This window comes from Methylobacterium aerolatum (assembly GCF_022179085.1).
GTDB classification, from domain to species: domain Bacteria; phylum Pseudomonadota; class Alphaproteobacteria; order Rhizobiales; family Beijerinckiaceae; genus Methylobacterium; species Methylobacterium aerolatum.
Genome location: NZ_BPQE01000033.1, coordinates 71,037 through 83,348, shown reverse-complemented (window position 1 = coordinate 83,348; position 12,312 = coordinate 71,037). Strand labels below are relative to the sequence as shown.

The window sequence follows — 12,312 nt, the reverse complement described above, 5'->3', positions numbered from 1 at the left end:
GTTGCAGTGCGGCTTGGTGCGGGAGAACTTTTCCTTGCCCATCAGAGCCTCCTAAAAACGAATTCGGTTGGTGGAAGAAGAGGTGCCCCGGGCCGAAGCCCGAGGCGCGTAGCCTTAGGCGTACTTGGCGATGACCTTGTCGGCCTCGCCGCGCGGCACCTCTTCGTAGTGATCGAACTGCATCGTGAAGTTGGCGCGGCCCTGCGAGAAGGACCGGAGCTGGTTCACGTAGCCGAACATGTTGGCCAGCGGCACCATCGCGTTGATGACGTTGGCGTTGCCGCGCATGTCCTGGCCCTGGATCTGACCGCGGCGGGAGTTGAGGTCGCCGATGACCGAGCCGGTGTACTCCTCGGGAGACACCACTTCGACCTTCATGACCGGCTCGAGCAGGACCGAGCCGCCCTTCTGCAGCGCCTCGCGGAGCGCAGCGCGGGACGCGATCTCGAAGGCCAGGGCCGACGAGTCGACGTCGTGGTAGGCGCCGTCCACCAGGTCCACCTTGATGTCGACCACCGGGAAGCCGGCGAGGACACCCGCGGTGAGAACGGAGTTGAGGCCCTTCTCGACGCCGGGGATGTACTCCTTCGGCACCGCGCCGCCCACGATCTTGGAGTCGAAGGTGAAGCCGGCGCCCGGCTCGTTCGGCTCGACCACGAACTTCACGCGGGCGAACTGACCGGTACCACCGGTCTGCTTCTTGTGCGTGTAGTCGATCTCGGTCCGGCGGGTCAGCTTCTCGCGATAGGCCACTTGCGGCTGGCCGATATTCGCGTCGACCTTGTAGGTGCGGCGCAGGATGTCGACCTTGATGTCGAGGTGGAGCTCGCCCATCCCCTTGAGGATGGTCTGGCCCGACTCCTGATCGGTGGACACGCGGAAGGACGGATCCTCCGCCGCCAGCTTCGCGAGGGCGATGCCGAGCTTCTCCTGATCGGCCTTCGACTTCGGCTCGACGGCGATCTCGATCACCGGCTCCGGGAATTCCATCTTCTCGAGGATGACGGCCTTCGTCGGATCGCAGAGCGTGTCGCCGGTGCGGGTGTCCTTGAGGCCGGCCAGCGCGACGATGTCGCCGGCGAAGGCCTCCTTGATGTCCTCACGGTTGTTGGCGTGCATGAGGAGCATGCGGCCGACACGCTCCTTCTTGTCGCGGGTCGAGTTGATGACGTTGGCGCCCGAATCGACCTTGCCCGAATACACGCGGCAGAAGGTGATCGTGCCGACGTGCGGATCATCCATGATCTTGAAGGCGAGCATGGAGAAGGGGTCCGAGTCGGTCGGGCGGCGAACCACCTCTTCCTCGGTCTTGAAGTCCAGGCCCTTAATCTCGCCGCGATCCGCCGGGGACGGCAGGTAGTCGACGACGGCATCGAGGAGCGGCTGCACGCCCTTGTTCTTGAAGGCCGAGCCACAGAGCACCGGGTGGAACGCACGGCGCTGCACGGCGGTGCGCACGAGACGACGGAGGGTCTCCTCGTCGGGCTCATTGCCCTCGAGGTAGGCGCCCATGGCGTCGTCATCCATCTCGACGCAGGCCTCGACGAGCTTGGTGCGGTACTCCACAGCCTGGTCGGCGAGGTCAGCCGGGATCTCGGTCTCGTTGAAGTTGGCGCCGAGCGCCTCGCCCGACCAGACGATCGCCTTCATCTTGATGAGGTCGATGACGCCCTGGAAGTTCGACTCGGCGCCGATCGGAAGCTGCAGGCACACGGGCTTGCCGGCGACGCGATCGATGATGTCGGCAACGCACTTGAAGAAGTCGGCGCCGATCTTGTCCATCTTGTTGACGAACACGACGCGCGGCACGTCGTACTTGTCGGCTTGGCGCCACACGGTCTCGGTCTGGGGCTCGACGCCCTGGTTGCCGTCCAACACGCATACGGCACCGTCGAGCACGCGCAGGGAGCGCTCCACCTCAATGGTGAAGTCCACGTGGCCGGGGGTGTCGATGATGTTCAGGCGCTTCTCGCGCCAGAAGCACGTCGTCGCGGCGGACGTGATCGTGATGCCGCGCTCCTGCTCCTGTTCCATCCAGTCCATCGTGGCGGCGCCCTCATGGACCTCGCCGATCTTATGGGACTTTCCGGTGTAGTAGAGGATCCGCTCCGTGGTCGTGGTCTTGCCGGCATCGATGTGGGCCATGATGCCGAAGTTGCGGTAGTCCTCGATCGCGTGCGTGCGGGGCATCGGACTGCTCCTGGAAGACGAGTGGACCGCTTACCAGCGGTAGTGCGAGAAGGCGCGGTTGGCTTCGGCCATCCGGTGCGTGTCTTCCCGCTTCTTAACGGCGTTGCCGCGGTTGTTGGCGGCGTCGAGCAGCTCTGCGGAGAGACGCTCGATCATGGTGCGGTCGTTGCGCGAGCGGGCCGCCTGGATAAGCCAGCGGATCGCCAGCGCCTGGCGACGCTCGGTGCGCACCTCGACGGGGACCTGGTAGGTGGCACCGCCGACGCGGCGGGACCGGACCTCGATCATCGGGGCAACATTGTCGAGGGCGGCGCGGAACACCTCGATCGGGTTCGCACGGGCGCGGCTCTCGACGATATCGAAGGCGCCGTAGACGATCCGCTCGGCGGTGGACTTCTTGCCCTCGTACATGATGGAATTCATGAACTTGGTGAGGACCACATCCCCGTACTTGGGATCCGGGATGATCTCGCGCTTCTCGGCAGAGTGACGGCGGGACATTGGCTAAACTTCCAATGAGTAGACTTTAAGCACCTGACGCAGGCCGCCTTGAGCTCTCGCCGGCGACATCCTTGTCAGGCAGTGAAAACGCTGCCCGTGCGGCCGAAGCTTACTTCGGACGCTTGGCGCCGTACTTCGACCGGCGCTGCTTGCGGTTCTTCACGCCCTGCGTGTCGAGCACGCCGCGCAGGATGTGGTAGCGCACGCCCGGAAGGTCCTTCACGCGGCCGCCGCGGATCATCACCACGGAGTGCTCCTGAAGGTTGTGGCCCTCACCCGGAATGTACCCGATCACCTCGAATCCGTTGGTGAGACGGACCTTGGCGACCTTACGAAGGGCCGAGTTCGGCTTCTTCGGCGTCGTCGTGTAGACGCGGGTGCACACGCCACGCTTCTGCGGGCAGGCATCCAGGGCCGGAACCTTGTTGCGGCTCCGCTGGATCTTCCGCGGCTGGGCGATCAGCTGATTGATCGTCGGCATCCTGTGCCCTCTTCCTCGGTCACCTTTCGGACTGCAACGCAGTCCGCAAAACGAATATGCGCCGGAAGGGCTTGGCAAAGCCCCTCGGCGCGGTGTGGGCAGAGGATCGCGCCTCGGAAGGCGCGCTCGTACCTACGGATCTGACTTGAAAGTCAGGCGATGTGGGTCTTCAGGTCGCGTCGGGGGCGAGGACGGCGGTTCGGGACAAACCCGCAGGCCGTCGGCAGCCGAGGGCCGACCGAAGTGGGGCGCTTCTAGACGTGCCTGCCCGACCGGTCAATGTGTTCCGGGCAAAAATCTGCATGGCGCAGCGGGTTAATATCCGGTGAGCGACGCCCTGACCTCTCTCGGCTTACCCAGTGCCTCACCGGAATGATCGTCATCGCCTCCGTCTTCGGGAGCCTAGCGACGCAAGGCTGTGGAACGGGCCGCTTCTCAGAGTGGCGCATTCGCGGATTTCTTCGCTGCGCTCGCAACGAAACGGAGGGCTTCCTGGGCTGCCGGGACCCTCGCGGCCTACAGGGAGGCGGGACCAGTGTCCTCGTCTCGGCTGGCTGACGAGCCTATTCGAACCGAATCGCGATTCGCCGGTCAAGTGCCGATTCGGATGGAGTGCCGATTCTCTGATGGACTGCTCTGTCAGGCGCTCTTCGCTTGGTGGCACCGACAACGAGTGCGCCGATGGAAGTGGTCGCCCGGCGATGGCGGCGTGCCGGATCGGGGCAGGTGTCGAAGAACACGGTCTACGGAAGTTTAAAGCGAAACATCCAATTGTCGCGAGCATCGGGTGGCGGGACGTCGCCCACGGTCGGCGTCGAGGATGTTGCGTATGGGTTGTGTCGCGGTCAGCAACGTCGTCCCCTTCCGGCGCGTCGCGGCGCCGCCTCCCTCGGGCGAGCGCGAGGCCGGGCTCCGGCGCCGGGGCGAGCAGCGGGTGCTGATGGAGACGGTGTACGCCCTCGGCGCCATGGTCGTGGCGGCCGACGACCGGGAGACGAAGCTCACGGCGTCCCGTCTTCAAGTGTACGGCTTCGTCACCATCGAGGAGCTCGGCGAGGACGGGCGCGGCCACCGCCTCCGTCCCTCTGAGGCGATTCGCGCCTCCACGGAGCGGCCCTGGCGGCTGGCGAAGCCCCTCGTCGGTGCTTCCGTGACCATCCCGAGCCTCGACGGGTTCCTGTTCGAGGCCGAGCCGGTCAACATGCCGGCCTGATTCTCGCTCTCGCTTTCACAGACAAGCTTCTGCCGGAAGGCGACCCGGGGCGGCGCGCGATCTCACCAGACGCGATGCCGCCCCGGGTCGTCACGTTTTTCAGGCGAGCCTCGCTCCGGGCGCCGTGCAATCCCGGCGGAAGGATGCTAAGCCCGCCTTCGGATGCGCCGAGAAAAGGTCCTCCGGCGCCCCCGTGCCGGTTGCCTTTCCCTCGGCGACACTGTATGGCCCCGGCCTTCGCGACAGTCTGGACGGGTCTCGCGGCCCTCCCTCCGCGGTGACCGCGCCGGCGTTTCCAACGCCGATTGCGCGGTCGTTCACATGAGCCGGGGACGAAAGATCCCCATCAGGCGTCGTCCGCCGGGCAATACCGCCCGCGTGCGGAAACCCGCCTGAAACAAGGAGTCACGCACGTGATCCAGATGCAGACGAATCTGGACGTCGCCGACAACTCGGGTGCACGCCGTGTGATGTGCATCAAGGTTCTCGGCGGGTCGAAGCGCAAATATGCCGGCGTCGGCGACGTGATCGTCGTGTCGGTCAAGGAGGCGATCCCGCGGGGTCGCGTGAAGAAGGGCGACGTGATGAAGGCGGTGGTCGTGCGCACCGCCAAGGACGTCAAGCGGGCCGACGGTTCGGTCATTCGCTTCGACAAGAACGCCGCCGTCCTGATCAACAATCAGAAGGAGCCGATCGGCACCCGTATCTTCGGACCGGTGCCGCGCGAACTCCGTGCGCGCAACCACATGAAGATCATCTCGCTCGCGCCGGAGGTGCTGTGATGGCTGCCAAGATCCGCAAGGGCGACAAGGTCGTCGTGATCACCGGCCGCGACGCCGGCCGGTCCGGCGAGGTGATTCAGGTGCTGCCGAAGGAGGGCCGGGCCCTCGTGCGCGGCGTCAATCTCGTCAAGAAGCACCAGAAGCAGACGCAGAACCAGGAGGGCGGCATCATCTCCAAGGAGGCCGCCATCCAGCTCTCGAACATCGCGATCGCGGATGCCAACGGCAAGCCGACTCGCGTGGGTTTCCGCATTCTCGAAGACGGGCGCAAGGTCCGGTTCGCCAAGAGCACGGGGGATCAGATCGATGGCTGAGGCCGACAAGAACGCGTACGTCCCGCGGCTGCGCAAGCACTACGACGAGGTGGTTCGTCAGAAGCTGATCGAAGAGTTCGGCTACAAGAACCCCATGCAGGTGCCGCAGATCGAGAAGATCGTCATCAACATGGGCGTCGGCGAGTCCACCGCGGACTCGAAGAAGGCCTCCGTCGCCGCCGGCGACCTCGCCCTCATCGCCGGCCAGAAGCCGGTCATCACCCGCGCCCGGAAGGCCATCGCGACCTTCAAGGTCCGCGAGGGCATGCCGATCGGCTGCAAGGTCACCCTGCGCAAGCAGCGGATGTACGAGTTCATGGACCGCCTGATCACCATCGCGCTCCCGCGCGTGCGTGACTTCCGCGGCCTGAACCCGCGCTCGTTCGACGGTCGCGGCAACTACGCCCTTGGTCTCAAGGAGCACCTCGTGTTCCCGGAGATCTCCTACGACAAGGCGGAGCAGATGTGGGGCATGGACATCGTCGTGGCGACCACCGCCCAGACGGATGCCGAAGCCAAGGCGCTGCTCGCGGCCTTCAAGTTCCCGTTCCGGCAGTGACGTCCTGAACGTCATACGCGGACACTGGAGATCAACAGATGTCGAAGAAAAGCTCAGTCGAAAAGAATAACCACCGCAAGGCGCTCGTGAAGCGCTTCGCGGCGAAGCGGAAGGCGCTCCTCGAGATCGCCAACAACGAGTCGATCGAGATGCAGGACCGCTTCGAGGCTCGCCTCAAGCTTGCGGAACTGCCGCGCAACTCGTCGGCCACGCGCATCCGCAACCGGTGCGAGATCACCGGCCGTCCGCGGGCCTTCTACCGCAAGATGGGCATCTCGCGCGTCGCGCTGCGGGAGCTCGGCAACCGGGGCCTGATCCCCGGCCTCGTCAAGTCGAGCTGGTAAGGAGGTCCCCACATGGTCAACGATCCCGTGGGTGACATGCTCACCCGTATCCGCAACGGTCAGCTGCGCCGCCGCAACGTCGTTCAGACGCCCGGCTCGAAGCTCCGTGCCAGCGTGCTCAACGTGCTGAAGTCCGAGGGCTACATCCGCGATTACGCGGCGACCGACCTCGGCAACGGCCGCACCGAGTTCGCCATCGAGCTCAAGTACTACGACGGCAAGCCCGTCATCCGCGAGATCAAGCGGGTGTCGAAGCCGGGCCGCCGGGTCTACTCGTCCGTCGGCGAGCTGCCGCGCGTGGCCGACGGCCTCGGCGTCACCATCGTCTCCACCCCGCAGGGCGTCATGGCCGATCACGAGGCGCGCGAGCGCAACGTCGGCGGTGAAGTGCTCTGCACCGTGTTCTGATCGGGACGGAGGAGATCACCCCATGTCTCGCGTAGGCAAGAAGCCGATCCCCGTCCCGGCGGGCGTCACGGCCAATGTCACGGGCCAGACCGTGACCATGAAGGGCTCGAAGGGCGAACTGAAGTTCGTCGTCCCCGGCCTCGTCAACGTCGCCATGAAGGACGGCGCCATCGAGGTGCAGCCCGTCAACCAGTCGAAGCCGGCGCGGTCCCTCTGGGGCACGTCGCGGGCCCAGATCGCCAACATCGCCACCGGCGTGTCGAACGGCTTCGAGAAGAAGCTCGAGATCACCGGCGTCGGTTACCGTGCCGCCATGGCCGGCAAGGCGCTCAAGCTGTCGCTCGGCTACAGCCACGACATCGAGTACGCCGTGCCGGAGGGCATCACCATCGCCACGCCGAAGCCGACCGAGATCACCATCTCCGGCATCGACCGGCAGAAGGTGGGCCAGGTGGCCGCCGAGATCCGTGAGTACCGTGGTCCCGAGCCGTATAAGGGCAAGGGCGTGCGCTACGCCGGTGAGTTCATCTTCCGCAAGGAAGGCAAGAAGAAGTAAAGGAGGGCGAAGATGTCTCGTAAGCTCGAAGCCCTCGATCGGCGCAAGGCGCGCGTTCGCCGGGCGATCAAGGCGGCGGCCAATGGCCGTCCCCGTCTGTCCGTGTTCCGCTCCTCGAAGCAGATCTACGCGCAGGTCATCGACGACGTGAACGGCCACACCCTGGCCTCCGCGTCCACGATCGACAAGTCGATCAAGGGCGACCTGAAGACCGGCGCCGACGTCGCCGCCGCGACCGCGGTGGGCAAGCTCGTCGCCGAGCGCGCCAAGGCCGCCGGGGTCACCAAGGTGATCTTCGACCGGTCCGGCTACATCTACCACGGCCGCGTCAAGGCCGTGGCCGAGGCGGCCCGCGAGGGCGGCCTGGAGTTCTAAGAGAATCCCCCCGCGTGGTCCTGAGGGCCGCGTGGGGCTCTCCTCTTCACGGAGGGGAATCGAGCGAGCGGCCCGCGAGGGACTGCGCCAGTGAGATAGGTTGGAAGACATGGCACGTGAACGTGAAGGCGGGGGCCGCGGCCGCCGCGACGACCGCGAGGAGCACGACAGCGAGTTCGTGGACAAGCTCGTCCACATCAACCGCGTCGCCAAGGTCGTGAAGGGTGGCCGTCGCTTCGGCTTCGCCGCCCTTGTGGTGGTCGGTGACCAGAAGGGCCGCGTCGGCTTCGGCCACGGCAAGGCCCGTGAGGTGCCGGAGGCCATCCGCAAGGCGACGGAAGCCGCCAAGCGCGGTCTGATCCGCGTCTCCCTCCGCGAGGGCCGTACCCTTCACCACGACGTCAACGGACGTCACGGTGCGGGCAAGGTGATCCTCCGCGCGGCTCCGCAGGGCACCGGCATCATCGCCGGCGGTCCGATGCGCGCCGTGTTCGAGACGCTCGGCATGCAGGACGTCGTGGCCAAGAGCCTCGGTTCCTCGAACCCCTACAACCTCGTGCGCGCCACCTTCGAGGCGTTGAAGAACGAGGACAGCCCGCGCTCCGTGGCGGCCCGCCGCGGCCTCAAGGTGTCGAGCCTCCAGGCCCGTCGCCGCGACGCCGATCCGGCCGACCAGTCCGAAGCCGCTGTCGCGTAAGGGAGGATGGCATGGCTCAGAACAGCAAGACCGTCCGCATCGAGCAGATCGGTTCGCCGATCCGCCGCGAGGCCAGCCAGCGCGCGACGCTGGTCGGCCTGAAGCTGAATAAGCTGCACCGGGTGTCCGAACTCGAGGACACGCCCTCGGTGCGCGGCATGATCCGCAAGGTTCATCACCTCGTCCGCGTCCTCGAGGCCTGAGGAGGCGACCGATGAAGCTTAACCAGATCAGCGACAATCCCGGCGCCACCAAGGACCGGATGCGTGTCGGCCGGGGCATCGGCTCCGGCAAGGGCAAGACCGCCGGACGCGGCGTGAAGGGTCAGAAGGCCCGGACCGGCGTGGCCATCAAGGGCTTCGAGGGTGGCCAGATGCCGCTCCATCGTCGCCTGCCGAAGCGCGGCTTCAACAACATCCACGCGGCGGACCTGAACGAGGTGAACCTCGGCCGGATCCAGGCCGCTGTTGACACGGGGCAGCTCGAGGCCGGTGCGACCATCACGGTCGAAACCCTGGTCGCCGCCGGCATCCTCGCCCGTCCCCGCGACGGCGTGAAGCTGCTCGGCGTCGGCGAGCTGACCTCGAAGCTCAGCTTCGAAGTGACCCGCGCCTCCAAGTCGGCCGTCGAGGCCGTCGAGAAGGCCGGCGGCTCGGTCAACGTGGTCTACGCCTCCGGCGTGTCGACCCGGGGCAAGGCCGGGGCCGAGGCGTCGGCCTGAGGCGGGACACGGCCGCGCAACCCGTTGCGCGGCCGGGCACCGGCCTTTAAGTCGGACAGCATCGAGCGGCGGCCCCACGCGACCTCGCGCGGGCCGCCGTTTTTTTTCGTTTCATCCGGGCGTGAAGCCCGGCGACACCCCCGGGACGCGACGCGATGGCCTCAGCCGCCGAGCAGCTTGCCGCCAATCTCAATTTCGGTGCGATCGCCAAGGCCGATGAGCTGAAGAAGCGCATCTGGTTCACGATCGGCGCCCTGATCGTGTTCCGGCTGGGCACCTACGTGCCGATCCCCGGCATCGATCCGCAGCAATTCGCCCAGAACTTCCAGCAGCAGGCGGGCGGCGTGCTCGGCCTGTTCAACATGTTCTCGGGCGGCGCGGTCGAGCGCATGGCGATCTTTGCGCTCAACATCATGCCCTACATCTCGGCCTCCATCATCGTTCAGCTCCTCACCTCGGTCATTCCGAGCCTCGAGGCGCTGAAGAAGGAGGGCGAGTCCGGCCGGAAGGTCATCAACCAGTACACTCGCTACCTCACGGTGGTGCTGGCGCTGGTGCAGTCCTGGGGCATCGCCGTGGGCCTGCAGAGTTCCTCGGCGGCGATCGATCCCGGCCCGTTCTTCCTGGCCTCGACGGTGATCACGCTCACGGGTGGCACTCTCTTCCTGATGTGGCTCGGTGAGCAGATCACCTCGCGCGGCATCGGCAACGGCTCCTCGCTGATCATCTTCTCCGGTATCGTCGCCCACCTGCCGGTGACGATCGCGGGCGCGCTGGAACTCGGCCGGACGGGCGCGATTTCCCCGGCCCTGATCCTCGGCGTCGCCGTGGCGGCGGTCGCCCTCATCTACTTCATCGTGTTCATGGAGCGGGCGCAGCGCCGGGTCCTGATCAACTACCCGAAGCGTCAGGTGGGCAACCGCATGTACGAGGGCCAGACCTCGTTCCTGCCGCTGAAGCTCAACACCTCGGGCGTCATCCCGCCGATCTTCGCCTCCTCGCTGCTGCTGCTGCCGGCTACCGCCGCGAGCTTTTCGCCGAGCAACGGCACGGGCTGGCTCGGCACCGTGACGGCCTATCTCGGGCACGGGACGCCGCTGTTCATCGTGCTGTACGCGGCGCTGATCATCTTCTTCACGTTCTTCTACACGGCGGTGGTCTTCAATCCTCAGGAGACGGCCGACAACCTGAAGAAGCATGGCGGCTTCATCCCCGGCATCCGTCCCGGCGAGCGCACGGCGAGCTTCCTCGACAAGGTGCTGACCCGCATCACCGTGATCGGCGCCCTGTACCTGACGGTGGTGTGCCTGTTCCCGGAGGTCCTGTCCTCCTACGCCTCGGCGAGCCTTGGCTTCGGCGGTACGTCGCTGCTGATCCTCGTGACCGTGACGATGGACACGGTGGCGCAGATCCACGGGCATCTGATGGCGCATCAGTACGAGGGTCTGGTGAAGAAGGCCAAGCTGCGCGGAGCCACGCCCGGGCGCGGCCGCCGGTAAGGGCCGCGGCACTCCGGCGACATCCGCGGAAAAATGCGGGTCGCCGGGCGGGGCCGGGGTTTTCCCCTCCGGCCGAACGGCTACAAAGCGAATGTGCGGGCGGTGCCGGGAGGGTATCGTCCCCAACCAGGAGCCTGGAAAGCCGGGCCCGTAGAGGACAACGCCATGCGCATCATTCTGCTCGGACCGCCCGGTGCGGGGAAGGGCACCCAATCCGAGCGGATCGTCCAGCGCTACGGCATCCCGCAACTCTCGACCGGGGACATGCTCCGGGCGGCCGTCGCCGCGGGCACGCCCGTCGGCCTCAAGGCGAAGGCCGTGATGGAATCGGGCGGCCTCGTCTCGGACGAGATCGTCGTGGGCATCGTCGCCGACCGGATCGAGCAGGCCGACGCCAAGCCGGGCTTCATCCTCGACGGGTTCCCGCGCACCGTGGCCCAGGCCGAGGCTCTGGGCACGATGCTGGCGAGCAAGGGGCTCGACCTTTCCGGCGTGATCGAGCTCAAGGTGGACGAGGATGCCCTCGTCGGACGCATCGCCAAGCGCGCCTCCGACGCCGCGGCCAGGGGCGAGGCGGTTCGCAAGGACGACACGCCCGAAGTGTTCAAGCAGCGGTTGGAGGCCTACCGCGCACAGACGGCGCCGCTCTCCGCCTATTACGACAAGCTCGGCATGTTGAAGACCGTCGATGGCATGAAGCCGATCGACGAGGTGACAGCCGATCTGGACCAGGTCCTGGCGCTCCACAGGGAGCGCGTCGACTCCTGATCGGTCGGCGGAACCGGTCACGGCGAACTTCCAGGGGGCGCGCACGTTGGTGGGCGCCCTCTTTCGTTCGGATCCCCGCGATGCTCGTCCGCCTCCTCCTCGCCGCCACGGTGGCCTGCGCCGGACTGGCACTCCAGCCCGACGCCGCTTCCGCCCAAAGCCCGGCGCAATCCTTCGTGTACCAGCAGAAGCGGTTCCGGAACGCCTGCCGGCCGCCGCTGAAGTTCGCCGCAGGAGCCTGCGTGCGCCGCTGCCCGGCGGGATACCGCGACGACGGTGGGTATTGCCGCCTCACGAGCCAGCGGATGCGCTGACCGGCCTAGTGCAGCAGTGACGCAATCACTTCGTTCATGGGTGCCTGCACTTGCTCCCCGTTTTTGCATCAATTTTTCCAGTCTCGGCTGACACCTCCGACTGGATCGATGCACTAGGGCCGTCACGCGTCCGCGGGCGGCCTCGTTCTCGCCGCCTCCGCAGCGCGGGACGGGCCAAAGAAGTTGAGGATGTCCATCGCCAGGGAGCGGCGGCCGAATCGCCTGGCGGGGTGTCCGTCAAGGGTGCTCACGCGCAGCTCGATCATCGCCGTCATCGGGTTGAAGCGGAAGGCCATCGGCTCGCCGCCGAAGGTGGCCCACAGGGTGCCCCCGGCGCCGTCCTCGCTGTCCTGCAGGCGAATCGATCCCCGTTCGGCGGCGGCGAGGATGCCGCCCACCACCGCAAGCACAACCGGCACGACCTCCTCGCTGTTCGCGTCCGCCGCTCGCATCACGGCGGCGGAATAGGCTCGGAGGGTGTCGCCGCAAGCCGTTGGCATCGCCATCGCTTTTCCATCTCCTGCATTGACAGCGGTGGCGGCGCGGGGTAGCAGACCGGCCTTCGTCCAACCGAACGATGGTCCGAGGTG

At 66.5% G+C, this 12,312-nt stretch carries 18 protein-coding genes; 14 read left to right on the top strand and 4 right to left on the bottom strand.

The annotated features are described in order from the left end of the window. Window positions 1–114: 114 nt before the first annotated feature. From fusA to rpsL, 3 genes are all read right to left on the bottom strand, one after another. Window positions 115–2,190 carry an elongation factor G gene (gene fusA / locus MFF06_RS20210; RefSeq protein ID WP_238207399.1) on the bottom strand — a complete coding sequence of 692 codons (2,076 nt, stop codon included), beginning with the start codon at window positions 2,188–2,190 and terminating at the stop codon, window positions 115–117. A gap of 30 nt (window positions 2,191–2,220) precedes the next feature. Beyond that, window positions 2,221–2,691: a 30S ribosomal protein S7 gene (gene rpsG, locus MFF06_RS20205; protein ID WP_238207390.1), complete on the bottom strand. Its 471-nt coding sequence runs from the start codon at window positions 2,689–2,691 to the stop codon at window positions 2,221–2,223. A gap of 109 nt (window positions 2,692–2,800) precedes the next feature. Continuing rightward, window positions 2,801–3,172: a 30S ribosomal protein S12 gene (gene rpsL, locus MFF06_RS20200; protein WP_007557568.1), complete on the bottom strand. Its 372-nt coding sequence runs from the start codon at window positions 3,170–3,172 to the stop codon at window positions 2,801–2,803. Between the two features lie 829 nt (window positions 3,173–4,001). Here rpsL and MFF06_RS20195 point away from each other — a divergent pair. From MFF06_RS20195 to MFF06_RS20130, 14 genes are all read left to right on the top strand, one after another. Further along, window positions 4,002–4,385: a hypothetical protein gene (locus MFF06_RS20195; RefSeq protein WP_238207379.1), complete on the top strand. Its 384-nt coding sequence runs from the start codon at window positions 4,002–4,004 to the stop codon at window positions 4,383–4,385. Between the two features lie 413 nt (window positions 4,386–4,798). Then, complete coding sequence (rplN, locus tag MFF06_RS20190) at window positions 4,799–5,167, top strand: 50S ribosomal protein L14 (protein WP_010686182.1); 369 nt, start codon at window positions 4,799–4,801, stop codon at window positions 5,165–5,167. Continuing rightward, window positions 5,167–5,481 carry a 50S ribosomal protein L24 gene (gene rplX / locus MFF06_RS20185; RefSeq protein ID WP_238207377.1) on the top strand — a complete coding sequence of 105 codons (315 nt, stop codon included), beginning with the start codon at window positions 5,167–5,169 and terminating at the stop codon, window positions 5,479–5,481. The genes rplN and rplX overlap by 1 nt, the downstream gene beginning before the upstream one ends. After that, entirely contained in the window at window positions 5,474–6,040 is a 567-nt protein-coding gene (gene rplE / locus MFF06_RS20180; RefSeq protein ID WP_238207376.1) for a 50S ribosomal protein L5, read from the top strand. Before rplX ends, rplE begins: the two co-directional genes overlap by 8 nt. A gap of 38 nt (window positions 6,041–6,078) precedes the next feature. Continuing rightward, complete coding sequence (gene rpsN, locus MFF06_RS20175) at window positions 6,079–6,384, top strand: 30S ribosomal protein S14 (RefSeq protein ID WP_238207374.1); 306 nt, start codon at window positions 6,079–6,081, stop codon at window positions 6,382–6,384. 12 nt (window positions 6,385–6,396) lie between these two features. Further along, entirely contained in the window at window positions 6,397–6,792 is a 396-nt protein-coding gene (rpsH, locus tag MFF06_RS20170) for a 30S ribosomal protein S8 (protein WP_238207372.1), read from the top strand. Between the two features lie 22 nt (window positions 6,793–6,814). After that, window positions 6,815–7,348, top strand: a complete 534-nt coding sequence (rplF, locus tag MFF06_RS20165; protein ID WP_238207370.1) for a 50S ribosomal protein L6 — start codon at window positions 6,815–6,817, stop codon at window positions 7,346–7,348. A gap of 12 nt (window positions 7,349–7,360) precedes the next feature. After that, the gene (gene rplR / locus MFF06_RS20160; RefSeq protein ID WP_238207367.1) at window positions 7,361–7,723 is read left to right on the top strand and encodes a 50S ribosomal protein L18; all 363 of its coding nucleotides are present in this window, start codon (window positions 7,361–7,363) and stop codon (window positions 7,721–7,723) included. Between the two features lie 109 nt (window positions 7,724–7,832). Further along, complete coding sequence (gene rpsE / locus MFF06_RS20155; protein ID WP_238207365.1) at window positions 7,833–8,420, top strand: 30S ribosomal protein S5; 588 nt, start codon at window positions 7,833–7,835, stop codon at window positions 8,418–8,420. Window positions 8,421–8,431: 11 nt separating this feature from the next. Continuing rightward, window positions 8,432–8,623, top strand: coding sequence for a 50S ribosomal protein L30 (gene rpmD, locus MFF06_RS20150; protein WP_238207363.1), 192 nt, complete (start codon window positions 8,432–8,434; stop codon window positions 8,621–8,623). Between the two features lie 11 nt (window positions 8,624–8,634). Next, window positions 8,635–9,141: a 50S ribosomal protein L15 gene (rplO, locus tag MFF06_RS20145; protein ID WP_238207361.1), complete on the top strand. Its 507-nt coding sequence runs from the start codon at window positions 8,635–8,637 to the stop codon at window positions 9,139–9,141. Between the two features lie 155 nt (window positions 9,142–9,296). Beyond that, entirely contained in the window at window positions 9,297–10,640 is a 1,344-nt protein-coding gene (gene secY, locus MFF06_RS20140; protein ID WP_238207360.1) for a preprotein translocase subunit SecY, read from the top strand. Between the two features lie 165 nt (window positions 10,641–10,805). After that, window positions 10,806–11,408 carry an adenylate kinase gene (locus MFF06_RS20135; RefSeq protein ID WP_238207358.1) on the top strand — a complete coding sequence of 201 codons (603 nt, stop codon included), beginning with the start codon at window positions 10,806–10,808 and terminating at the stop codon, window positions 11,406–11,408. 80 nt (window positions 11,409–11,488) lie between these two features. Then, window positions 11,489–11,722, top strand: coding sequence for a hypothetical protein (locus MFF06_RS20130; RefSeq protein WP_238207356.1), 234 nt, complete (start codon window positions 11,489–11,491; stop codon window positions 11,720–11,722). Window positions 11,723–11,844: 122 nt separating this feature from the next. Here MFF06_RS20130 and MFF06_RS20125 read toward each other — a convergent pair whose 3' ends face one another. After that, window positions 11,845–12,228, bottom strand: a complete 384-nt coding sequence (locus MFF06_RS20125) for a Vch_cass14 family protein (protein WP_238207354.1) — start codon at window positions 12,226–12,228, stop codon at window positions 11,845–11,847. Window positions 12,229–12,312 lie beyond the last annotated feature (84 nt).

Bases quoted from the DNA above. Each gene is read 5' to 3' on its own strand.
- fusA (WP_238207399.1), bottom strand. From the start codon at position 2,190: ATGCCCCGCACGCACGCGATCGAGGACTACCGCAACTTCGGCATCATG.
- rpsG (WP_238207390.1), bottom strand. From the start codon at position 2,691: ATGTCCCGCCGTCACTCTGCCGAGAAGCGCGAGATCATCCCGGATCCC.
- rpsL (WP_007557568.1), bottom strand. From the start codon at position 3,172: ATGCCGACGATCAATCAGCTGATCGCCCAGCCGCGGAAGATCCAGCGG.
- MFF06_RS20195 (WP_238207379.1), top strand. From the start codon at position 4,002: ATGGGTTGTGTCGCGGTCAGCAACGTCGTCCCCTTCCGGCGCGTCGCG.
- rplX (WP_238207377.1), top strand. From the start codon at position 5,167: ATGGCTGCCAAGATCCGCAAGGGCGACAAGGTCGTCGTGATCACCGGC.
- rplE (WP_238207376.1), top strand. From the start codon at position 5,474: ATGGCTGAGGCCGACAAGAACGCGTACGTCCCGCGGCTGCGCAAGCAC.
- rpsN (WP_238207374.1), top strand. From the start codon at position 6,079: ATGTCGAAGAAAAGCTCAGTCGAAAAGAATAACCACCGCAAGGCGCTC.
- rpsH (WP_238207372.1), top strand. From the start codon at position 6,397: ATGGTCAACGATCCCGTGGGTGACATGCTCACCCGTATCCGCAACGGT.
- rplF (WP_238207370.1), top strand. From the start codon at position 6,815: ATGTCTCGCGTAGGCAAGAAGCCGATCCCCGTCCCGGCGGGCGTCACG.
- rplR (WP_238207367.1), top strand. From the start codon at position 7,361: ATGTCTCGTAAGCTCGAAGCCCTCGATCGGCGCAAGGCGCGCGTTCGC.
- rpsE (WP_238207365.1), top strand. From the start codon at position 7,833: ATGGCACGTGAACGTGAAGGCGGGGGCCGCGGCCGCCGCGACGACCGC.
- rpmD (WP_238207363.1), top strand. From the start codon at position 8,432: ATGGCTCAGAACAGCAAGACCGTCCGCATCGAGCAGATCGGTTCGCCG.
- rplO (WP_238207361.1), top strand. From the start codon at position 8,635: ATGAAGCTTAACCAGATCAGCGACAATCCCGGCGCCACCAAGGACCGG.
- secY (WP_238207360.1), top strand. From the start codon at position 9,297: ATGGCCTCAGCCGCCGAGCAGCTTGCCGCCAATCTCAATTTCGGTGCG.
- MFF06_RS20135 (WP_238207358.1), top strand. From the start codon at position 10,806: ATGCGCATCATTCTGCTCGGACCGCCCGGTGCGGGGAAGGGCACCCAA.
- MFF06_RS20130 (WP_238207356.1), top strand. From the start codon at position 11,489: ATGCTCGTCCGCCTCCTCCTCGCCGCCACGGTGGCCTGCGCCGGACTG.
- MFF06_RS20125 (WP_238207354.1), bottom strand. From the start codon at position 12,228: ATGGCGATGCCAACGGCTTGCGGCGACACCCTCCGAGCCTATTCCGCC.